18 protein-coding genes are annotated in these 19,773 nt (G+C 63.6%); 11 read left to right on the top strand and 7 right to left on the bottom strand.

Annotated features, from left to right (window positions below):
- Positions 1 to 6 precede the first annotated feature (6 nt).
- Positions 7 to 735, top strand: coding sequence for a TerC family protein (locus ACT5M9_RS21340; protein ID WP_438549514.1), 729 nt, complete (start codon positions 7 to 9; stop codon positions 733 to 735).
- 103 nt (positions 736 to 838) lie between these two features.
- Here the strand turns inward: ACT5M9_RS21340 and aroG are convergent, their stop codons facing one another.
- The 5 genes from aroG to ACT5M9_RS21315 all read right to left on the bottom strand — a co-directional run bounded on the left by aroG (position 839) and on the right by ACT5M9_RS21315 (position 6,554).
- On the bottom strand, positions 839 to 1,894 hold the full coding sequence (gene aroG, locus ACT5M9_RS21335; RefSeq protein WP_457979051.1) for a 3-deoxy-7-phosphoheptulonate synthase AroG: 1,056 nt from the start codon (positions 1,892 to 1,894) through the stop codon (positions 839 to 841).
- A 200-nt stretch (positions 1,895 to 2,094) separates the two neighbouring features.
- Positions 2,095 to 3,378 carry a 3-phosphoshikimate 1-carboxyvinyltransferase gene (gene aroA, locus ACT5M9_RS21330; protein WP_457979053.1) on the bottom strand — a complete coding sequence of 428 codons (1,284 nt, stop codon included), beginning with the start codon at positions 3,376 to 3,378 and terminating at the stop codon, positions 2,095 to 2,097.
- A gap of 172 nt (positions 3,379 to 3,550) precedes the next feature.
- Positions 3,551 to 4,639, bottom strand: a complete 1,089-nt coding sequence (serC, locus tag ACT5M9_RS21325; RefSeq protein ID WP_457979054.1) for a 3-phosphoserine/phosphohydroxythreonine transaminase — start codon at positions 4,637 to 4,639, stop codon at positions 3,551 to 3,553.
- Positions 4,640 to 4,875: 236 nt separating this feature from the next.
- Complete coding sequence (locus ACT5M9_RS21320; RefSeq protein ID WP_457979056.1) at positions 4,876 to 5,805, bottom strand: electron transfer flavoprotein subunit alpha/FixB family protein; 930 nt, start codon at positions 5,803 to 5,805, stop codon at positions 4,876 to 4,878.
- Complete coding sequence (locus ACT5M9_RS21315; RefSeq protein WP_457979058.1) at positions 5,802 to 6,554, bottom strand: electron transfer flavoprotein subunit beta/FixA family protein; 753 nt, start codon at positions 6,552 to 6,554, stop codon at positions 5,802 to 5,804. The genes ACT5M9_RS21320 and ACT5M9_RS21315 overlap by 4 nt, the downstream gene beginning before the upstream one ends.
- Before the next feature lie 125 nt (positions 6,555 to 6,679).
- Between ACT5M9_RS21315 and ACT5M9_RS21310 the strand changes: the two genes are divergently transcribed.
- The 4 genes from ACT5M9_RS21310 to ACT5M9_RS21295 all read left to right on the top strand — a co-directional run bounded on the left by ACT5M9_RS21310 (position 6,680) and on the right by ACT5M9_RS21295 (position 10,400).
- Positions 6,680 to 8,347: a 4Fe-4S dicluster domain-containing protein gene (locus ACT5M9_RS21310; RefSeq protein ID WP_520395653.1), complete on the top strand. Its 1,668-nt coding sequence runs from the start codon at positions 6,680 to 6,682 to the stop codon at positions 8,345 to 8,347.
- 6 nt (positions 8,348 to 8,353) lie between these two features.
- On the top strand, positions 8,354 to 8,455 hold the full coding sequence (locus ACT5M9_RS21305; protein WP_520395682.1) for a 4Fe-4S dicluster domain-containing protein: 102 nt from the start codon (positions 8,354 to 8,356) through the stop codon (positions 8,453 to 8,455).
- Positions 8,456 to 8,841: 386 nt separating this feature from the next.
- On the top strand, positions 8,842 to 9,789 hold the full coding sequence (gene corA, locus ACT5M9_RS21300; RefSeq protein WP_100859194.1) for a magnesium/cobalt transporter CorA: 948 nt from the start codon (positions 8,842 to 8,844) through the stop codon (positions 9,787 to 9,789).
- 140 nt (positions 9,790 to 9,929) lie between these two features.
- Positions 9,930 to 10,400 carry a DUF2919 domain-containing protein gene (locus ACT5M9_RS21295; protein ID WP_457979059.1) on the top strand — a complete coding sequence of 157 codons (471 nt, stop codon included), beginning with the start codon at positions 9,930 to 9,932 and terminating at the stop codon, positions 10,398 to 10,400.
- 59 nt (positions 10,401 to 10,459) lie between these two features.
- Here the strand turns inward: ACT5M9_RS21295 and ACT5M9_RS21290 are convergent, their stop codons facing one another.
- The gene (locus tag ACT5M9_RS21290) at positions 10,460 to 11,212 is read right to left on the bottom strand and encodes a hypothetical protein (protein WP_457979061.1); all 753 of its coding nucleotides are present in this window, start codon (positions 11,210 to 11,212) and stop codon (positions 10,460 to 10,462) included.
- 254 nt (positions 11,213 to 11,466) lie between these two features.
- Here ACT5M9_RS21290 and ACT5M9_RS21285 point away from each other — a divergent pair, with 254 nt between their 5' ends.
- The 5 genes from ACT5M9_RS21285 (at position 11,467) to ACT5M9_RS21265 (ending at position 17,803) form a co-directional block, all read left to right on the top strand.
- Positions 11,467 to 12,705, top strand: a complete 1,239-nt coding sequence (locus ACT5M9_RS21285; RefSeq protein WP_457979063.1) for an MFS transporter — start codon at positions 11,467 to 11,469, stop codon at positions 12,703 to 12,705.
- A 59-nt stretch (positions 12,706 to 12,764) separates the two neighbouring features.
- Positions 12,765 to 14,750 (top strand): siderophore amonabactin TonB-dependent receptor, encoded by a 1,986-nt coding sequence (locus tag ACT5M9_RS21280; RefSeq protein ID WP_457979065.1) that lies wholly within the window; start codon positions 12,765 to 12,767, stop codon positions 14,748 to 14,750.
- A 77-nt stretch (positions 14,751 to 14,827) separates the two neighbouring features.
- The gene (locus ACT5M9_RS21275; protein WP_457979067.1) at positions 14,828 to 15,844 is read left to right on the top strand and encodes an amonabactin ABC transporter permease subunit 2; all 1,017 of its coding nucleotides are present in this window, start codon (positions 14,828 to 14,830) and stop codon (positions 15,842 to 15,844) included.
- An 11-nt stretch (positions 15,845 to 15,855) separates the two neighbouring features.
- The gene (locus ACT5M9_RS21270; RefSeq protein WP_457979069.1) at positions 15,856 to 16,932 is read left to right on the top strand and encodes an amonabactin ABC transporter permease subunit 1; all 1,077 of its coding nucleotides are present in this window, start codon (positions 15,856 to 15,858) and stop codon (positions 16,930 to 16,932) included.
- 43 nt (positions 16,933 to 16,975) lie between these two features.
- Positions 16,976 to 17,803, top strand: coding sequence for an amonabactin ABC transporter ATP-binding protein (locus tag ACT5M9_RS21265; protein ID WP_457979071.1), 828 nt, complete (start codon positions 16,976 to 16,978; stop codon positions 17,801 to 17,803).
- Positions 17,804 to 17,867: 64 nt separating this feature from the next.
- On the opposite strand, the gene ACT5M9_RS21260 is transcribed toward ACT5M9_RS21265, so the two are convergent.
- Entirely contained in the window at positions 17,868 to 18,599 is a 732-nt protein-coding gene (locus ACT5M9_RS21260; RefSeq protein WP_457979072.1) for a 4'-phosphopantetheinyl transferase family protein, read from the bottom strand.
- Between the two features lie 215 nt (positions 18,600 to 18,814).
- Here ACT5M9_RS21260 and ACT5M9_RS21255 point away from each other — a divergent pair, with 215 nt between their 5' ends.
- The gene (locus ACT5M9_RS21255) at positions 18,815 to 19,753 is read left to right on the top strand and encodes an ABC transporter substrate-binding protein (RefSeq protein WP_457979074.1); all 939 of its coding nucleotides are present in this window, start codon (positions 18,815 to 18,817) and stop codon (positions 19,751 to 19,753) included.
- The last annotated feature ends 20 nt before the right edge of the window (positions 19,754 to 19,773 follow it).

Here is a 19,773-nt window from a genome sequence, read left to right as displayed (position 1 = left end):
TCAATCATGCTGGAATGGATTGCTGACCCCTCCGCCTGGGTCGCGCTCGCCACCCTGACCCTGCTCGAGATCGTGCTGGGTATCGACAACATCATCTTCATCTCCATCCTGGTGGGGCGCCTGCCGGAAGCCCAGCGTCAGCGGGCCCGGATCCTGGGTCTCGGCCTCGCCATGGGGACCCGCATCCTGCTGCTGCTCTCCCTCGCCTGGGTGATGCGCCTCACCGAGCCGCTCTTCTCCGTGCTGGGGGAAGCCATCTCGGGTCGGGATCTCATCTTGCTGATTGGGGGCCTGTTCCTCATCGCCAAGAGTACTCACGAGATCCACCACAGCCTGGAGGGGGCCGCCGATGAGCAGAGCTCTGTGAGCAAGGCTGCCGGCTTCCTGTCGACCCTGGTGCAGATCGCCATCCTCGACATCATCTTCAGCCTGGACTCCGTCATCACCGCGGTCGGCATGGCGGATCACGTGCCCGTCATGGTGCTGGCCATCGTCATCGCCGTCGGCGTCATGATGTTCGCCGCCAAGGCCATCGGCGACTTCGTCGATGCCCACCCCACCATCAAGATGCTGGCCCTCTCCTTCCTGATCCTGGTCGGGGTGGCCTTGATGGCCGAGGGGCTGGATCTGCACATTCCGAAGGGCTACATCTACTTCGCCATGGCCTTCTCGCTGGTGGTGGAGATGATCAACATCCGCCTGCGGGACCATCAGGACCGCGCCAAGGCAAAATAAGCCGACGCGGCTTGATGCCAAACGCTGTGCCAACAAAAAGCGCGACCCGAGGTCGCGCTTTTTTTATCTGCCTTGAACGGTGAGCGGGCTTGCCGCCAGCGATTCAGAGTGCGTTGCGGGTGGCCACCGCGTCCGCCAGGTTGCGCAGCAGCACCTCGGTGTCGGCCCAGCCGATGCACGCATCCGTGATGCTCTGACCGACGGTGAGTTCGCACCCATCCACCAGATCCTGTCGCCCTTCCACCAGGTGGCTCTCCACCATGACGCCGAACACCGCCTTGCTGCCGGCGCGCAGCTGACCGGCCACGTCCTCGGCCACCAGCATCTGGTTCTTGAACTGCTTGCTGCTGTTGGCGTGGCTGAAGTCGATCATCACCTTCTGTGACAGACCGGCCTTGTCCAGCCCCTTCACCACCTCGCTCACGTGGGCGGCGCTGTAGTTCGGCTCGCGACCACCGCGCAGGATGATGTGGCAGTCCGGGTTGCCGGCGGTGGAGACGATGGCGGAGTGACCGAACTTGGTCACCGACAGGAAGTGGTGGGGCGCGCTGGCGGCGCCGATGGCGTCGATGGCCACCTTGATGGTGCCGTCTGTGCCGTTCTTGAAGCCCACCGGGCAGGAGAGGCCGGAGGCCAGCTCACGGTGCACCTGGGATTCGGTGGTGCGAGCCCCGATGGCGCCCCAGCTCATCAGATCCGCCATGTACTGCGGGGTGATCATGTCGAGGAACTCGGAGGCGGTGGGCAGCCCCATGTCGTTGAGATCCAGCAGCAGCTTGCGGCCGATGCGCAGGCCGTCGTTGATCTGGCAGCTGTTGTCGAGGTAAGGGTCGTTGATGAGTCCCTTCCAGCCCACCGTGGTGCGCGGCTTCTCGAAGTAGACCCGCATCACGATCTCCAGCTCCCCCTTGAGCTCGTCACGCAGCACCTTGAGGCGCTTGCCGTATTCCAGGGCGGCGACCGGATCATGGATGGAGCAGGGGCCGATCACCACCAGCAGGCGTTGATCTTCACCGGCCAGGATCTGATGGATGGCCTGACGGGATTCAAACACCGTAGAGGAGGCGGTCTCAGTCGCCGGAAACTTCTCGAGCACCGCAACCGGAGGCAATAACTCTTTGATCTCTTTGATACGAACGTCGTCGGTTTGATGCTGCATGACAATACTTCCTGCTAAATGACTGCGATTGAGTGATCCCAATCTATTCTTCCATCGAAGTGGTGTAAATAGAAAATTACATCCATGGATAAAGTATTTTTAAGTGGAGTCTTGCAAGTTGTCACAATACTGCTAGCAACAGCCAGGAAAGCAGGAGGCCCGCACTGTGGCGGGCCTCCTGGATGACAACGAGCACGAGATCAGACGGCCTGGCTGATCCCCGCCAGCTTGTCAAAGTAATCCGGGAAGGTCTTGGAGGTACAACCCGGATCGTTGATGGTCACCGGGGTGTCCGACAGGGCCACCAGGGAGAAGCACATGGCGATGCGGTGATCGTTGTAGGTGTCGATGGCCGCATGCTTGAGGCTGGCCGGCGGGGTGACCGTGATGTAGTCGTGCCCCTCCTCCACTTCCACACCCAGCTTGCGCAGCTCGGTGGCCATGGCGTGCAGGCGATCCGTCTCCTTCACCCGCCAGTTGTAGATGTTGCGAATGGAGGTGGGCCCTTCGGCGAACAGCGCCGTGGTCGCTATGGTCATGGCCGCATCGGGGATCTGGTTCATGTCCATGTCGATGCCGTGCAGGGGCGCCTGCTCCGCCTCGATGAAGTCATCGCCCCAGGTGATGCGAGCCCCCATCTTCTCCAGCACGTCGGCGAAGTGGATGTCGCCCTGAATGCTGTGCTTGCCGATGCCGGTGACCCGCACCTTGCCCTTGATGGCCCCCGCCGCGAGGAAGTAGGAGGCGCTGGAGGCATCCCCCTCCACCAGGAAGTCACCCGGGCTGACGTAGCTCTGGTTGCCCTTGATGTAGAACAGCTTGTAGTCGTCGTGCTCGATGACCACCCCGAACTGCTTCATGATGTGCAGGGTGATATCGATGTAGGGCTTGGAGACCAGCTCCCCCTTGATGTGGATGCGGGTATCGCCGGCCGCCATGGGGGCTGCCATCAAAAACGCCGTCAGGAACTGGCTGGAGACGGAGCCGTCGATGTGCACGTCGCCGCCCCAGAGCCCCTTGGCATCCACCACCAGGGGCGGATAACCATCTTTCTTCAGGTACTGGATATGGGCACCCGCTTCGCGCAGGGCATCCACCAGGTGACCGATGGGGCGCTCCTCCATGCGAGGCTCCCCCCCCAGCATGTATTCCCCGGAGCCCAGGCACAGGGCGGCGCAGAGCGGGCGCATGGCGGTGCCGGCGTTGCCGAGGAAGAGGTTGACCGGATCCTTGACCGCGAAGCTGCGGCCGAGGCCGTGTACCGTGCATTCGGTCTTGTCGGCGGAGAGCTTGTACTTGACCCCGAGCTGGGTCAGGGCCACCAACATGTGACGGATATCATCGCTATCCAGCAGGTTGGTCAGCCGGGTGGTGCCGCGGGCCAGGGCTGCCAGCAGCAGGGCACGGTTAGAGACACTTTTGGAGCCAGGCAGATTGACTACCCCGGCCACGCGAGAGATGGGTTCCAGACGCAACGAATTCATAGACTTCCTGTACGACCTCAAATAAATCACCTGACCGGACGTTAACAGCCTCGCCCCTGCGCGGCAATACCGCGCTTGGCACAAATACGAGGCGAAGAGCACTCAGGGTCAGGATCCTCTACAAAAACAGACGCCGGGGAGTCCCCGGCGCCTCACAATGGGGAAAAACGCCTCAGCCGTGGCGCTTGGCAAAGCCGTCCATAAAGCTCACCAGAGCCTTGACGCCCTCAAGCGGCATGGCGTTGTAGAGGCTGGCCCGCATGCCACCGACGATGCGGTGCCCCTTGAGCGCCAGCAGGCCGGCGGCTTCCGACTCGGCAAGGAACAGCTTGTCCAGGGCCTCGTTTTTGAGCTGGAACGGCACGTTCATGCGGGAACGGCAGGCCGCATCCACCTGGTTGCCATAGAAGCTGGACTGGTCGAGGTAGCCGTAGAGGAAGTCGGCCTTCTCCTTGTTGCGCGCCTCCATGGCCGAGAGGCCCCCCTGCTCCTTCAGCCACTCGAACACCAGGCCCGCCAGATACCAGGCGTAGGTCGGCGGCGTGTTGAACATGGAGTCGTTCTTGGCGGTGAGTCGGTAGTCGAAAATCGACGGCACGTCGGCGCGGGCCTGATCCAGCAGGTCGTCCCGCACGATGGCGATGGCGAGGCCAGAGGGGCCTATGTTCTTCTGGGCGCCGGCATAGATGACGCCGAAGCGGCTCACGTCGAGGGGACGGGAGAGGATGGTGGAGGAGAGATCCGCCACCAGGGGCACATCCCCCGTGGCCGGGATGTCGAACATCTCTATACCGTCGATGGTTTCGTTCGGACAGTAGTGCACATAGGCCGCATCGGCGCGAAACGCCGGGGTCGGCAGCAGATGGGTGATCCCCTGCGCGTTCTTGGCGACCCCGTCAACGGTCTGGATGTCGCCGTACTTGCGGGCCTCGTCCACGGCGCTCGCGGCCCAGACCCCGGTCAGCAGGTAGTCCGCCTTCTTGTTGGCGCCACCCAGCAGGTTCATGGGTACGGCGGAGAACTGACCGCGGCCACCACCGTGCATGAAGAGCACCTTGTAGTTGTCCGGCACCGCCAGCAGGTCGCGCAGGTCGGCCTCCGCCTTCTCGGCGACCGCCATATAGGGCTTGCCGCGATGGGAAAGCTCCATGACCGAGGCTCCCAGCCCCTGGAAGTTACAAAATTCGCGCTGGGCGCGCTCCATGACTTCGACCGGCAACATGGCGGGGCCGGCGCAGAAGTTGTAAATCGGTTTGCTCATGACGCTTTCCGTGAATGGATGAGAGTGAATGACGACTCGAACGGTTTTACACGAGAGGCCCCCGTGGGGGCAAAGGCTTTTTGGGATCTGGCGCACCCTTTTTGGGCAAGCAGGCCAGGCCATGGAAGCAGAAAAGCCCTGAACGGGTCAGGGCTTGCAGAGAACATGCAGAGAAATGGCCGGCTGCTGGCATAAATGCGTAGCCAGGCTCCTTTTTACAGCATCCTGTCAGTGCATCACAGCTTGGCGGTGAGCTCCGGCAGCAGGCTGAACAAGTCCCCCACCAGGCCGTAATCCGCCACCTGGAAGATGGGGGCTTCCGGATCCTTGTTGATGGCGACGATGACCTTGGACTCCTTCATACCAGCCAGGTGCTGGATGGCACCCGATATACCGACGGCGATATAGAGCTCGGGCGCCACTATCTTGCCAGTCTGGCCCACCTGCAGATCGTTGGCGACGAAGCCCGCGTCCACCGCCGCCCGGGAGGCGCCGACCGCGGCCCCCAACTTGTCCGCCAGGGCCTCGATGAGGGCGAACTGCTCTTTCGAACCCAGCGCCCTGCCACCCGAGACCACCACCCGCGCCGCGCCGAGCTCGGGGCGCGCGGATCGCACCGCCCGTCGCTCGATAAGGCGGGTCCGGCATCTGAGATCGGAGACCGGCACTGACGAGATGGGAGCCAGATTCCCCCCTTTATCCACACCCTCGAAGGCGCTGGCCCGGATGCTGAGCACCTTGATGGACGCCGAGCTCGTTACCCGGGCGATGGCGTTGCCCGCATAGATGGGGCGCAGGAAGGTATCGGCGGACTCGATGGCCGTCACCTCGGAGATCATCTCCACCCCGAGCCGGGCCGCCACCCGCGGCAGCAGATCCTTGCCCTGGCTGCTCGCCGCCATCAGGCAGTGCCGATAGTCCCGCACCAGCGGGGCCAGCAGGGTATCCACCCCGTCATTGAGCCCCTCCGCCAGCAGAGGATGTTCGGCTAAGAGCACCCTGTCGACACCTTGCAGACTGGCGGCCTGCTCCCCCGCCTCGGTCAATCCCTGGCCCAGCAGCAAGAGGTGCACCTCGCCGCCGAGCTGCCCGGCTGCCGCCACCACGCGGGCGGCGCTGTCGGCCAACTGGCCCTGATGATGTTCGGCAATGATGAGTACGCTCATGGCAGCACCTTGGCTTCGTTCTTGAGTTTGTTCAGCAGCTCGTCCACCGAGCCGACCCGGATCCCTGCGCTGCGCACCGGAGGGGCCATCACCCCGAGCACGCGGATCTCGCTCCCGGCATCCAGACCCAGGGCCGCAAAGGGCTGGCTCTCCAGCGGCTTGCGTTTCGCCTTCATGATGTTGGGCAGCGAGGCGAAGCGCGGCTCGTTCAGGCGCAGGTCCACGGTCACCACGGCAGGCAGGGGCATGCCGAGGGTCTCGAGGCCGCCGTCTACCTCCCGGGTCACCTGCAGTTCGCCCTCCACCCGCTTGATGGCGGAGGCGAAGGTGGCGAGCGGCCAGTCATTGAGGGCGGCGAGCATCTGGCCCACCTGGTTGTTGTCAGAATCGATGGACTGCTTGCCGAGCAGCACCAGATCCGGCTGCAGCTCCTCACACAGTGTTTGCAGCCCCTGCGCCACCTTGAGGGGGCTCAGGGTCTCGTCGGTCACATAGTGGAGTGCCCGATCCGCCCCCAGGGCCAGGGCGTGGCGCAGCTGCTCGGCCGCGGCCTCGGGCCCGAAGGTGACCACTGTCAGCTCGCTCGCCAGCCCGGCTTCCCGCAGCCTCACCCCCTCCTCCACCGCGATCTCGCAGAAGGGATTGATACCCATCTTCACATTGGCGAGCTCCACATCGGAGCCATCGCTCTTGACCCGGATCTTGACGTTGAAATCAACGACCCGTTTGACCGCGACCAGCAGCTTCATGTCGGTCTTCCTCGTACCGGTTGAGTGAGTCCATTGCGTGCACTTGCGTGTTAGTGCTTACAAAATGGTTTACGTTTACGTAAACTACCATCACTACCCTAGGCCAAGTCGAGCACAGAGGCAAGATGGAACGCGAAGCAATGGAATTTGATGTCGTCATCGTCGGTGGCGGCCCGGCAGGCCTCAGCGCCGCCATCGCCCTCAAGCAGCAAAGCCCGGCGCTGTCGGTATGCCTGCTGGAGAAGGGGGCCGAGGTGGGAGCTCATTTGCTCTCCGGTGCCCTGCTCGACCCCGTCGCCCTCAGGGAGCTGTTGCCGGACAGCTGGCAAACGGCCCCCCTCGGGGTGGCGGTGAGCGACGATCGGGTGCACCTCTTGCAAAATGAACATCGCGCCCTGCAACTGCCCGATTGGGCCGTGCCGCCCCGCATGCACAACGACGGCTGCCACATCATCAGCCTCGGCAACCTCTGCCGCTGGCTCGGCAAGCAGGCGGAAGCCCTCGGGGTCGAGATCTACCCCGGCTTCGCCGCCAGCGAGCTCATCCTGGAAGAGGGAAAAATAAGGGGGGTGATCACCGGGGATCTCGGTCTGGACAGGGAGGGGAATCCCAAGGGGGATCACGTGCCCGGCATGGCGCTGCTCGGTCGCTACACCCTGTTCGCGGAGGGGGCCCGCGGTCATCTGGGCAAGCAGCTGATCAAGGCATTCAACCTGGAAAACGGCCCTCAGCCGCAACACTACGCCATCGGCTTCAAGGAGCTGTGGCAGGTGCCCGCCGGCCAGTCTCACCCCGGCCGGGTGCTGCACGGCAGCGGCTGGCCCCTCAACGAGGATGGGGGCAACAAGAGCCAGGGGGGCTTCTATCTCTATCATCTGGCGGACAACCAAGTGGCGGTCGGCCTCATCGTCGATCTCAACTACCAGAATCCCTGGCTCAGCCCCTTCGACGAGTTTCAGCGTCTCAAACACCACCCCCTCATCGCCCAGACCCTGGAAGGGGGTGAGCGCATCAGCTACGGCGCCCGCGCCATCGCCAAGGGGGGCTGGCACTCCCTGCCCCGCATGCACTTCCCCGGCGGCCTGCTCATCGGCTGCGACGCCGGGACGCTGGATTTCTCCCGGATCAAGGGCATCCACACCGCCATGAAGTCCGGCATGCTGGCGGCCAGCACGGTCGCCATGAGTTTGCACGGCGGCGATGAGGGGGGCCGGGATCTGGCCGAATTCGGCGATGCCCTGCAGCAGAGCTGGCTCGCGAGCGAGCTGAAGACGGCCCGCAACTTCGGCGCCGCCCTGCATCGCTGGGGCCCCTGGCTCGGCGGGGCCTTCAACTGGCTGGAGCAGCGTCTGTTCGGCAAGTCAACGAACGGCTCTCCCCTCACCCTGCTGGACAAGGAGCCGGACTATCGCCAACTGCGCCTGGCCAGCCGCTGTCAGCCCATCCCCTACCCCAAGCCGGACGGCAAGCTCAGCTTCGACAAGCTCTCCTCCGTCTATCTCGCCAACACCAGCCACGACGAGGATCAGCCCTGTCACCTCAAGTTGCAGGATGCGAGCATACCGGTCACCGTCAACCTGCCCACCTGGGCCGAGCCCGCCCAGCGCTACTGCCCCGCAGGCGTCTTTGAGATAGTGGAGGCCGAGCCCCTCGCGGCGCAGAGCCAACCTCGCCTGCAGATCAACGCGGCGAACTGCATCCACTGCAAGACCTGCGACATCAAGGACCCCAGCCAGAACATCGTCTGGACGCCGCCCCAGGGGGGCTCGGGACCCAACTATCCCAATATGTGACGGGTTCTGACTATTCAAGGCCTCTGTGACATCAGGGATGCTCAGTCCCAGAACATCGTCTGGACCCCACCCCTGGGGGGCTCTGGTCCCAACTACCCCAAGATGTAATGGGTGTTGACTATTCAAGGCATCTGCGACATCAGGGATGCTCAGTCCCAGGAAGCTCTATGCCGGATCCCAGGCGGATCAACAGGATGGGGAGAGGCTGCATCATCCTCTCACTGTCATCCTTGTCTGTTCTCCTGAGGAGAGGGCAGAAAAACGATGGCGCCGGGGCGGGATCCGCTGCTCCGACCTCGACGTTTTTTTGAGCGAACGGGCTGAACCCCCGATGAATAGGCCCTGACAAGCGCGGCGCACCCCTGTATAGTTCGCCGCATTCAGGTTGTCCATCGGCCCCGTTATGCTTTCCCAGGATCGCTCTTCCCACGATCCAAGGCCGCATGAACCTGTGCAACCATCCCTGATAACCCATGACTTCTTAAGGGGGACAGATGATCACCGCCTACATTCTCAACAACAAGGTGCTGGACATTGTCACGCTCGGGCCGGACGACATAGTCCCCGACAACACCGTCTGGCTGGATGCCTACAAGCCGGACACGGCGGAGCGAGAATGGTTGACGGGCCTGTTCCTGGAAGAGGTACCGGACAAGGAAGAGCTGGACGACATCGAGGCGTCCGCCCGCTTCTACTGGGACACCGACGGCCTGCACATCCACTCCCTGTTTCCCCAGCGGATCGGTCGCGACACCAAGGGTGTCCACGTCTCCTTCACCCTGCGCCACAACCTGCTGATCAGCATCCGCGAGGATGACATCGGCCTGGTGCGCCTGCTGCGCCACTACATGCGCCAGGACCGGCTGGAGGTGGAAGATGCCCTGGACATTCTGCTGGAAGTGCAGAATCTGAAGGTGGAATATCTCTCCGATCTCATCGAGGACGGTTACAAGACCCTGGAAAACACCGCCGATCAGATCTTCGAACCGGATCAGATCAACCCCATGCTCAAGGAGCTGATGGCCCAAGAAGAGGCCAACGGCCAGATCCGCCTCTCCCTGCACGATACCCGTCGCGCCCTGCGCTTCCTCAAACGCAGCCTGCGCCAGCGCATGACCAGCGAACAGAACAAGTGGATCGACGAGATGCTCCACGACGTGGAGTCCCTGCTGCCCCACACCCAGTTCCTGTTCGACAAGATCAACTTCCAGCTGGAGGCCTCCATGGGGGTGACCAACCTGGAGCAGAACAAGGTGATCAAGATCTTCTCGGTAGCCGCGGTGATCTTCCTGCCGCCGACGCTTATCGCCAGCATCTACGGCATGAACTTCGGCCGCATGCCGGAGCTCGCCTGGGAGTATGGTTACCCGCTCTCCCTGGTGCTGATGGTGATGTCCTCCCTCGGCACAGGTCTCTTCTTCAAGCGCAAGGGCTGGCTGTAGCCAGCAGCCAAAACCCAGAAACGAATCGGGGAGCCTAAGGCTCCCCGATTAATTCCCGCCTACCCCTCACCTTGTAAAGGGCCGACCCCTGCCCCATATCCCTTGGCATCACTCACCCGATGCGGAACAGACCGGGCCCCATGACCCTCTACCCCGAACACCGATATGACGATCACGGCCAGCTGCGCCCGCCGCTCTGGTTCTGGCCCATCGCCCTCTTGCTGACCCGATCGGTCTGGCTGTTTCTGATGGCCGGGGTCACCCGCGAGAGCGGCAGTGCCATCCTGACCCTCTTCTATCCGGATCGGATGAGCCTCTACCTCGGCCTCTTGAGCGACTTGCCCGCCATGCTGGCCCTGCTCGCCTACGGCGGCACCCATCAGAAGACCCACAGCGTCCGAGCCTGGCTCAGGCGCCACAGCCGCGGCCTGCTGCTCAGCTCCACCCTGGGTGGCCTGGCGCTGCAACTGCACAGCCTCAACCTGCAGAAGTGGTCCTTCAGCTGGCCGACGGCCCTGGTGCTCATCGGCAGCCTGTGGGCACTCTGGTATCTGCTAAAGAGCCGCCAGCTGCGGGAGTATGCGGTGGATCAACCCCACACCGGAAGTTGATCAACCCGCTGCAATCCAGATGATCAGAGAGGCGGAAAGGCGGTGAGCAGCCGGGCAGCCTATTGACGGCTGACCCGGATCTGCAGGGTCTGGCGCTCGCTACCGCTGGTCGTGCCTATGCCTGACGGATTGGCGATAGCGGCCCCCTGGCTCCCCTGGGTGGTGGAGAGCTCCCCCACCGTCAACCACTCGCCGGGGGCGCCGCTCACCTCGGTGGCGCTCTGGCCTGTCTTGATGTCACCCCGCTCCAGCCTGGCCTGCTCGCTGCTGAGCGCGATCTGCACCCTGTCCCCCACCAGGGTGGCGGTGGCGTAGAGACCGTTCACCAGCGGCACCATGCCCACCACCCTGCCCCCCTGCCAGCGGTAGAAGGTGACCGGTTGATAGGATCCCATCTGCAGCAGCACGGGGCGACCCGAGAGGCCGCGCACCTGCCAGCTGTCATTCTGAGTGCGTTGATAATTCTCTGCGCCCCCCTCCAGCAGCCACTGTCGTCTGGCGTTGTCATTGCCGATCCCCACCCCCAACTGCTGGCTGCTCGAGGCCCCGTCCACCCGCCACTCGATGAGCAGGCTCTGGGGAGGTTGGTTGAGCTTGGCCAGCAGGGTCTCGGCCTCCTGCAACTGGGCGGGCGTGCCGCTCAGCACCAGCTGGTTGCCCATGGCGCTCACCCCGAGATCCGGGTAGATCTCTTTCAATGTCTGCACCATGGCGTCGGCCTCGAACACCGGCACTACCTTGACCTCGGCCCGCAAGGGCTGCACCCAGAGCCAGCAACTGCACAACACCCAGCACCAACGCCATCCTCTCATCATCATTTCTCCCGCTTTTTCTGCGCAGCCATGAATGCATCATCGACCATGGACGCCCGATTGCAATGGCCATCGCCGACACCTGGTGAAACACCGCCGATCAGGCCCCTTTGCTCACCCTTCTCAGCGCCAAAAAGGGGACAAAAAAGATACTCGTTGAGAGACCAATCAATACAAATAAAAATGGTTATCATTTGTTGTCACAACGAGATCCCTCGGATACAATTCGGACTCTTTTTTTCGAGCAGCCTCTGATGAAGCCAGATCCTGTCGTCTCTCGCACCCCTGCCGCCATCCATCTGGCCATGCTGATCAACATGCTCTCCATGGGCAGCATGATGATGGTGATGCCCCTTGGGCCCGATCTGGTCACCAGCCTCGGCATGGCGCCGGAGCAGACCGGTTACTTCAGCGGTGGTGCCACCCTGGGGGCCGCCCTCATGGGGATCCTGGCCGCCCCCTGGCTCGATCGCTTCAATCGCAAACCTGCCCTGCTGCTGCTTCTGACCCTGCGCTTCCTGCTGCTGATGGCCTGCGCCCTGGTGCAGAACAGCCAACAGCTACTGGTGCTGTTCATCCTCTCTGGCTGCGTGGCCGGTCCCCTTGCCGCCATCCTGATGGCCGCCGTGCTGGACCTGGTCCCCCCAGCGGAGCGCGGACGCCGCCTCGCCTACGTGGGCATGGCGTTTTCCCTGGCCGCCATCCTGATCGTCCCCGTCGCCCTTACCCTGGCCCAGTGGCTCGGCTGGCAGAGTCCCTTCCTGCTGTTCGGTACAGCAGGCCTGCTGCTGGCCCTGGTGAGCAGCCGCCTGCTGCCCTCACTGCCGGTCACCCGCGCCCCCCAGGGTAGCGGCCTGCGTCAGTTGCTCGCCTACCCCCTGTGTCAGGGGGCCCTCGCGATCCTCTGTTTGCAGATGTTCGGCCACTTCCTGCTGATCCCGCACTTCGCGAACTATTTCCAGTTCAACCTCGGTTTCCCCCGGGAGCAGATCGCCGCCCTCTATCTGTGTGGCGGCCTCGCCAGCATGGGTACCATGCGCCTGTGCGGTGGCTGGATAGACCAGGGCCGCGCCCAGGGCGCCATCTTGATCACCAGCCTGTTGCTGGCGCTGGTCACCCTGCTCGGCTTCGCCCTGCCGGTGGGCCTGCCCATCTATCTGCTGTTCACCCTCTTCATGGCGCTCAGCTCGGCCCGCGCCAGCACCACGCTCGCCATCACGGCGGCCATTCCGGCCCCCCATCAGCGCGCCGCCTTCATGTCCTTCCAGGGCACTGTCACCAATATGGCGGCTGGGCTCGGCAGCCTGCTCTCCGCCGGCTATCTAGTGTCTGACGAGCGCGGTGCCCTGCACGGTTTCGCCGAGCTGGCCTGGATCAATATCAGCTGCGGCCTGTTGGCCTGCGCCGGCGTCTGGTTCCTCATCAGGGGACTGGAGCGGATAAAAAATAACAATAACCCCGCGTCTGGCGTCGCCAGACAAGGAAGTCAGTGAGCAACCGGACCAGAAGAGCCCGGCCCAAATAACCTCTGTTTTTTCATGGAGCTTTAACAATGCAGTTGCAGCACGGCGTATTCAAACTAAACCCCATCCTGCTCTCCCTCGGCCTGATGGCCCTGCCCGCTCTGGCCCAGGCCGAGACGGTCAAAGCCAACGAAACCGTGGTGGTCACCGCCACCCAGACCAAGCACACTGAATTCACCGCACCGGCCAGCGTCTCCGTCGTGACCCGCGCCGACATCGACAAGATGAACGTGAACAACATCGGTGATGCCCTCAAGCACGTGCCGGGCGTCAACATCATCGCCACCAACCCCACCGGTCGCAACGAGATCAAGATCCGTGGCATGGGGGGCGACTACACCCTGCTGCTGATCAACGGCAAGCGCGTCAACGCCCGTGAGACCCTGGGCAGCGCCTACGGCAACGACTTTGACCTGAGCTCCATCCCCATGGCGGCCATCGAGCGCATCGAAGTCATCCGTGGCCCCGTCTCCTCCCTGTACGGCGCCGATGCCCTGGGTGGCGTGGTCAACGTGATCCTGCGCCAGGCCAAGGAGCAGACTGAAGCCGCCGTCGGCTACACCCACACCATGCCCACCAAGGGTGACGGCGGTGACGCCAACCAGGGCAGCGCCTATGTGTCCGGTGCCCTCATCGACAACAAGCTGCTCGGCAACATCGTGGTCGAAGGCTATCAGCGTGACCGTTGGAGAAGTGAGCAGAGCAATAATCCGAACGCAGACGCCCTGGAAAAACGGGAAGTGGTCAACGTGCTGACCGGCCTGAAGTGGCTGGTTGCCGACAATCAGGACATCGAATTCGATCTGGGCTACAACCAGAACGACATGGACAGCTACTTCAACAATGTCCCCCTTCCACCTAATTCCCCTGGACCTCTCACTGCCCACAATGTGCAGAATCTGGATCGCCTGAGCCTGGGCGTGAGCCACAACGGCCGTTGGGAACACTTCGACAGCCGGGTACGCTACTACTTCGAGCAGATCGACCTGATGGATAACGCTGAGCTCAACGGTGGCGCCGCCGATGTCACCCAGACCAACAACACCGTCGACGGTCAGGTCAGCGGCTACCTGGGCGAGCACCTGCTCACCTCTGGCGCGGAATTCCGCAAGACCGAGCTGGAGCACAGCCGTAGTATCGCCAACGGCAGCGTGGATGCCTCCCAGAGCGCGGTTTACCTGCAGGACGAATTCAGCTTCGGCGATCTGGCCCTGACCCTCTCCGGCCGTCTGGATCACCACGAGACCTATGGCAACGAGTTCAGCCCCCGTGCCTACGCCCTCTACACCCTGACCGACGAGTGGGTGATAAAAGGCGGCGCCGGCAAGGCGTTCAAGGCCCCGACCCTGGCCCAGTCCAGCGAAGGCTTCTCCACCACCGCCTGTCGTGGTCGTTGCCAGGTTATCGGCAACCCGGACCTGAAGCCGGAAACCGCCGTCAGCTATGAGCTGGGGACCGCCTACGAGAGCGATCGCTTCGGTGCCGGCGTGACCGGTTTCCACAACGACATCGAGGATCTGATCCAGAGCGATCAATGGCGCCCAGCTGCGGGTTATATGCCTTCCGTTATGACATATCACAACATCAAGAAGGCCCGCATCAAGGGGCTGGAGCTGACCGGCTGGGTCGACGTGCTGGATAACGTACAGCTGACCGGTAACTGGACCCTGCTGGACTCCGAAGACAAGAGTAACGGCCAGGATCTGATCAAAACCCCGGATCACACCGGCAACCTGGGTCTCGACTGGCAGGCGAGCGACGTCGTCAGTGCCAACCTGGCCTGGCAATATGTCGGCAGCCAGGTGATCACTGTACCGGCCCGCAACGCCCAGGCGTTCAAGTCCAAGCACTACCAGACCCTGGACGTGAACACCAACTGGAAGGTCACGCCGGCCCTGGACTTCAAGCTCGGCATCACCAACCTGACCAACACCCAGCGTGATCAGGTCGCCACCGACGCCGAATTTATCCTGGAAGGTCGTACCGTCTACGCCGGGATCGATTATAAGCTGTAAAATCCCCCCTGTGGGAGCTCCGGCAACGGGGCTCCCTTTTTGCGTTTCTACTGCCCTGACATGAAAGGAGTCCTTGCGTGCTCAGATACCAAACCCGGCTGTTCTGGCTCGGCGTACTGCTCCTGTTCCTGCTGATTTCGCTGTCACTGGCCACCGGGGCCGGTGTCTATGGTGGCCGCGAGGTCGCCGGTTTTCTCCTGGGCGATCCCGCCCTCGTGGTCGATGAAAAGCTCGCCATGATAGTCAACACATTGCGACTGCCCCGCACCCTGGCCGCTCTGGTAGTCGGTGTCTGTCTCGCGCTCGCCGCCTCCATGCTGCAGAGTGCCACCCGCAATCCCCTGGCCGAACCCGGCCTGCTCGGGGTCAACGCAGGCGCCGTCTTCGCCCTGGTCATAGGCCTCACCTATTTTGGTGTCGAGTCTGCCTACGGCTACCTGCTCTGGTCCGGCATGGGGGCCCTGATGGGCAATATCGTAGTGCTCGGCCTCGGCCTGATGGTGGGTCGCTCCAACCCCCTCAAACTCATCCTGGTAGGCGTCGCCCTCTCCGCCACCTTCGGCGGCCTCTCCAACTTCCTGCTGCTCTCCAACAAGGTGGTGCTGGAACAGTTCCGCTTCTGGAACCTGGGGTCACTTGCCGCCTCCAGCCTGGATTCCGTGCTGACGGTGCTGCCCTTCGCCCTCGCCGCCCTGCTGCTGACCCTGGCCCTGTGCCGTCAGCTCACCCTGATGCAGATGGGGGACAACCAGGCCCAGGCGCTCGGCATCCGCCCGACCCGGGTGCGCATCGGGGTGCTGCTCGCCGCCACCCTGTTCACCGCCTGCGCCATCGCCATCGCCGGCCCCATCGGCTTCGTCGGCTTCCTCGCGGCCTATTGCGCCCGCCTGGTGGAGCCGGTACGCCTGTCCATCCAGGTGCGCTTCTCTGCCCTGTTCGGGGTGCTGTTCCTGCTCGCCGCCGACGTGCTGGCCCGCTGGCTGCTGCAACCGTTCGAGCTGCCTAACGGCGTCATTCTCGCGCTCATCGGAGCCCCCGTGCTGATCCTGGTGGTGCGAAGCGGTGGCTTCCGCTCCCTGCTGGCCGTGAAATAAGGAAGCCTCTTATGCATGATCCTGCAACCCAGACTCTGCCCGTAGCCGCCACGCCCCTGCCCGCCGGCACCTTTTGCCTGCGCCTCGGCCGCCGTACCCTGCTGCTCGACCGCCGGGCTTGGCTCATCACCCTCGCCCTGGTACTCGCCCTGGCGCTGCTCTCCCTGCTGGCGCTGACCCTGGGCTCGGGCAAGCTCAGCATGCTGGGGGTGATCCAGACCCTCATGGGGGAAGGGAGTCGCCTCGGCGAGGTGACGGTCTTCAAGATCCGGCTGCCGCGCATCGTCGCCGTACTGGTGGCAGGGGCCGCCATGGGCCTCTCCGGCTGCCTGGTGCAAACCCTCATTCGCAATCGCCTCGCCACCCCGGACATGATAGGGGTCAACGAGGGGGCCTCCTTGGCCATCATCATCTTCTCCCTCTACCTGACCCTGGGCAGCTGGCCCTGGTGGGCTGCCCCCCTCGGCGCCCTGTTCGCCGCCACCGTACTCTACGCCCTGTGCAACAAGCCGGGGGAGCAGGGCTATCTGTTCGTGGTGATCGGCATAGGGGTCTCCGAGCTGATGAACGCCATCGGCCAGTTCGTCATGTCCACCCAGTCCCTGGTGCATCTCACCAGCCTCTATCTCTGGAACATGGGCAACTTCGTCGGCCAGGGCTATGGCACCGTGCTGCCGGTGGCCCTCATCATCCTGCTGATCTGCCCCTGGATCCTGTATCTCTCTCGCGCCCTCGGCGTGCTGCGCCTCGGCCCCACCACGGCCCAGACCCTGGGGGTGAACGTCAACCGGGTGCAGCTCGGGGTGCTGGCCCAGGCCATTATCGTGGCTGCGCTCGGCACCGCCATCGGTGGCCCCGTGGTGTTCATCGCCATGGCGGCCCCCATCCTCGCCTCCTGGCTCTCCCGGGATCGGGTGGTGCCGCTCTGGATAGCCGCCCTGTGCGGCGCCCTGCTGCTGCTGGCGAGCGATACCCTGGTGCGGGTGCTGGCCAGCCCCCACGAGGTGGCCACCGGCATCATGACCCGTATTCTCGGCGGCATCTTGCTGCTGTTCGTGCTCATCAAAGACAGACAGAAGGCCGACTGATGACGCCATCTATTCTGATCAATCAACAACAAGGGGCTCCTCGATGACGCTCTCCGCAAACGGCCTCCACTTCGGCTATCAGCAAAAAGCCGTGTTCCAGGACGTCTCCTTCACCATCCCCAAGGGAAAGCTGGTGGGCATAGTCGGACCGAACGGCGGCGGCAAGTCCACCCTGCTGAAACTCCTGGCGGGCCAGGAGCAGCCCCAGTGCGGGGAGATCCTGCTCAAGGGCAAGCCGCTCGCCAGCTACGGCATGAAGGCCCTGGCCCGGGAGCTCGCCTACCTGCCCCAGCGCCCCCTGGTGCCGGCCGGCATTTTGGTAGAACAGCTGGTGCAATACGGTCGCCATCCCCATCAGGGCTGGTTCAATCAGTGGAGCGAGGAGGATGCGCGCATGGTGCGCTGGGCCTGCGAGCGGATGCAGCTGGAGTCCATCTGGCATCAGAGCGCCAGCTCCCTCTCCGGCGGTCAGGCGCAACGGGTCTGGCTCGCCATGGTGCTGGCCCAGGATGCGGACATCATCTTGCTGGACGAGCCCACCAGCGCGCTCGACATAGGCCACCAGACCGAGGTGATGGAGGCCATCCACCAGATCACTGCAGCGGGCAAGACGGTGCTCATCGTCATCCACGATCTCGCCACCGCCGCCCGCTACTGCGACGAACTGATTGCGCTGGGGGATGGCGGCATCCAGGCCATGGGGCCGGCCCGGGAGGTGGTGACCAAGCCCCTTATCGACCGCCTCTACCACACCGATGTGGACATTCTGCATGCCCCCGGCGACGGTGCCCCCGTCATAGTGCCCCGCCGGCGCTCAGAAACCCTGCAGCACCACCACAGCGAGCCCGAAACGAACAGGCAGCGAGCCTGACGCAGTCATGAAAAACCGCCCATCGGCGGTTTTTTTATCTCTTATTTCTGATGTTTCATCCCCATCAAAGCGCCAGCAAGGTAAGCAGGCCCCCCGGCAGCCGCTGCCAGTGCAGGATGCAATACCAGCCGGCGGGCAGATCCGGGGCAAGCCGAGTGTTGAGGGAAAGCGCCAGGGTCCTGGGCCCCATGGCCGACCAACTGGCGTCGAGGAAGTCAAAATAGCGCCCCACCCTAGGATGGAGTGCCTTGAACAGGCTCTCCTTGGCCGAAAAAACCAGGGTCAGCCCCTCTGCCAGGCTCAGGTCGGCGGCTGCGGCCCCCACGGCCAGCCTCTCCCACTCCCCTTTATCGACGATACCGGGCCAGAGCTGCGCCGCTTGATCGGCATCGAGCCAGGCCTCCAGATCCAGTCCCAGTCCCGCTCGGCCAGGGCGCACCGCGCAGAGCGCCATGCCCTGCCCGGCCAACTGGCTGTGACTGATGCTGCCCTCCATCCCCGCGGGCCAGCGCGGTTCCCGGTTTTGGCCTATGGCCACCGTCTCGTCGCCCAGCCCATAGGGACGCAGGGCCAGCCGCCCCGCCAGCCGACCCGCCAGAAACTCCCCCTGCCGCTTGGCCACGGCGTTTTGTAATTCATCCGGCAAGGCCATCCCCTGCTCGGCGAAGCACTGGGGCCCGAAGGCTGCGAGATCGAAACAGATCCTGTGAAGGGGGAGGCTGTCGAGACAAGGCATGAACAAGGCATCGGCGTGACGGATAAAGCGCCCATCGGCGGAGGGGGAGGAAGGGGGCATGGAAGGCTCCTAGCATGGGTGTCTGATGGTACCAAAGCCAGCCCGGAACATGCCACAAATACAAATGACAACGCTTCTCAATCGCTCCTGTGGTAGCATGTTCCCGCCCATTTGGGGCCGAACAAAGAGAGTGCACCCTGGCGATAGACAGAGCCGTCCAGTCGATAGGCAGAACCGCCAGGGTGCCCGCCGATTTCACCCATAAGGATGTAACCATGAAGATCTCCTCCCCCCTGGCCGCCGCCCTGATGCTGGCGAGCCTGGTCGGTTCCCAGGCCCAGGCCGGGACTCGCCAGGTTATCGATGCCAACGGCCAGTCCCAAACCGTCCCGGATGCACCAGAGCGCGTCGTCGTGCTGGGCGAGCTCGACCTGGACACCGCCCTGACCCTGGGGGTGCAGCCGGTCGGCACCGTCAACGGACGCGGCCAGGCTACCCTGCCCCGCTATCTGTTGGACAAGGCGGGCAAGGAGATCACCATAGTGGGGGATCTGGACAACCCGAACCTGGAGAAGCTCATCGATCTGGAGCCGGATCTCATCCTGACCGGTCAGACCAAACCGGAATTGCTGACCCTGCTCAATGAGATCGCCCCGACCGTGGTCACCGGCAACTGGGGTGAGCCCTGGAAGGTCATCTTCCAGCGCAGCGCCCTGGTGATGAACAAGGAGGCCGAGGCCAAGGCTTTCCTCACCCAATACGATGCCCGCTTGCAGGAGGCCCGCACCAAGCTTGCCAAGCATCAAGGCGAGCAGGTGAGCATAGTGCGCTGGAACCCCAAGGGGCCGAGCTACATGCACGGCAGCACCTTCGCCAGTAGCGTGGTGCAGGAGATGGGGCTGGCCCGCCCGCCCCACCAGATCGGTGACAGGACTCCCCACTCCCCGGCTCTGAGCCTGGAATCCCTCAACTTGCTGGACGGTGACTGGTTGGTGATCGGTACCCTGAGCGCCAGCGGCGATGCGGTGGATGCCATGAAGCAGGCCGAGCAGACCCCGGCCTTCCAGCAGCTCGGCGCCATCAAGGGCAAGCGCTTCGGCGCCGTGGACGGGTCCCTCTGGACCTCCACCGGCGGCCCCCAGGCGGCTCTTCAGGTGATCAGCGACGTGGAGCAGTTGATGAGCAAGCCGGACGCCGCCCCCATCACCCGCTAACCTGTGAGCCACCTCGACGG

The sequence above is a fragment of the Aeromonas sp. AE23HZ002T15 genome (genome assembly GCF_054165525.2).
Note: the sequence above shows the minus strand (reverse complement) of the source record. Positions and strands in the feature narration are given on the sequence as shown.

Bases quoted from the DNA above. Each gene is read 5' to 3' on its own strand.
- ACT5M9_RS21255 (WP_457979074.1), top strand. From the start codon at position 18,815: ATGAAGATCTCCTCCCCCCTGGCCGCCGCCCTGATGCTGGCGAGCCTG.
- ACT5M9_RS21285 (WP_457979063.1), top strand. From the start codon at position 11,467: ATGAAGCCAGATCCTGTCGTCTCTCGCACCCCTGCCGCCATCCATCTG.
- aroA (WP_457979053.1), bottom strand. From the start codon at position 3,378: ATGAATTCGTTGCGTCTGGAACCCATCTCTCGCGTGGCCGGGGTAGTC.
- ACT5M9_RS21280 (WP_457979065.1), top strand. From the start codon at position 12,765: ATGCAGTTGCAGCACGGCGTATTCAAACTAAACCCCATCCTGCTCTCC.
- ACT5M9_RS21260 (WP_457979072.1), bottom strand. From the start codon at position 18,599: ATGCCCCCTTCCTCCCCCTCCGCCGATGGGCGCTTTATCCGTCACGCC.
- ACT5M9_RS21265 (WP_457979071.1), top strand. From the start codon at position 16,976: ATGACGCTCTCCGCAAACGGCCTCCACTTCGGCTATCAGCAAAAAGCC.
- ACT5M9_RS21295 (WP_457979059.1), top strand. From the start codon at position 9,930: ATGACCCTCTACCCCGAACACCGATATGACGATCACGGCCAGCTGCGC.
- ACT5M9_RS21310 (WP_520395653.1), top strand. From the start codon at position 6,680: ATGGAACGCGAAGCAATGGAATTTGATGTCGTCATCGTCGGTGGCGGC.
- serC (WP_457979054.1), bottom strand. From the start codon at position 4,639: ATGAGCAAACCGATTTACAACTTCTGCGCCGGCCCCGCCATGTTGCCG.
- aroG (WP_457979051.1), bottom strand. From the start codon at position 1,894: ATGCAGCATCAAACCGACGACGTTCGTATCAAAGAGATCAAAGAGTTA.
- ACT5M9_RS21290 (WP_457979061.1), bottom strand. From the start codon at position 11,212: ATGAGAGGATGGCGTTGGTGCTGGGTGTTGTGCAGTTGCTGGCTCTGG.
- ACT5M9_RS21320 (WP_457979056.1), bottom strand. From the start codon at position 5,805: ATGAGCGTACTCATCATTGCCGAACATCATCAGGGCCAGTTGGCCGAC.
- ACT5M9_RS21340 (WP_438549514.1), top strand. From the start codon at position 7: ATGCTGGAATGGATTGCTGACCCCTCCGCCTGGGTCGCGCTCGCCACC.
- ACT5M9_RS21315 (WP_457979058.1), bottom strand. From the start codon at position 6,554: ATGAAGCTGCTGGTCGCGGTCAAACGGGTCGTTGATTTCAACGTCAAG.
- corA (WP_100859194.1), top strand. From the start codon at position 8,842: ATGATCACCGCCTACATTCTCAACAACAAGGTGCTGGACATTGTCACG.
- ACT5M9_RS21270 (WP_457979069.1), top strand. From the start codon at position 15,856: ATGCATGATCCTGCAACCCAGACTCTGCCCGTAGCCGCCACGCCCCTG.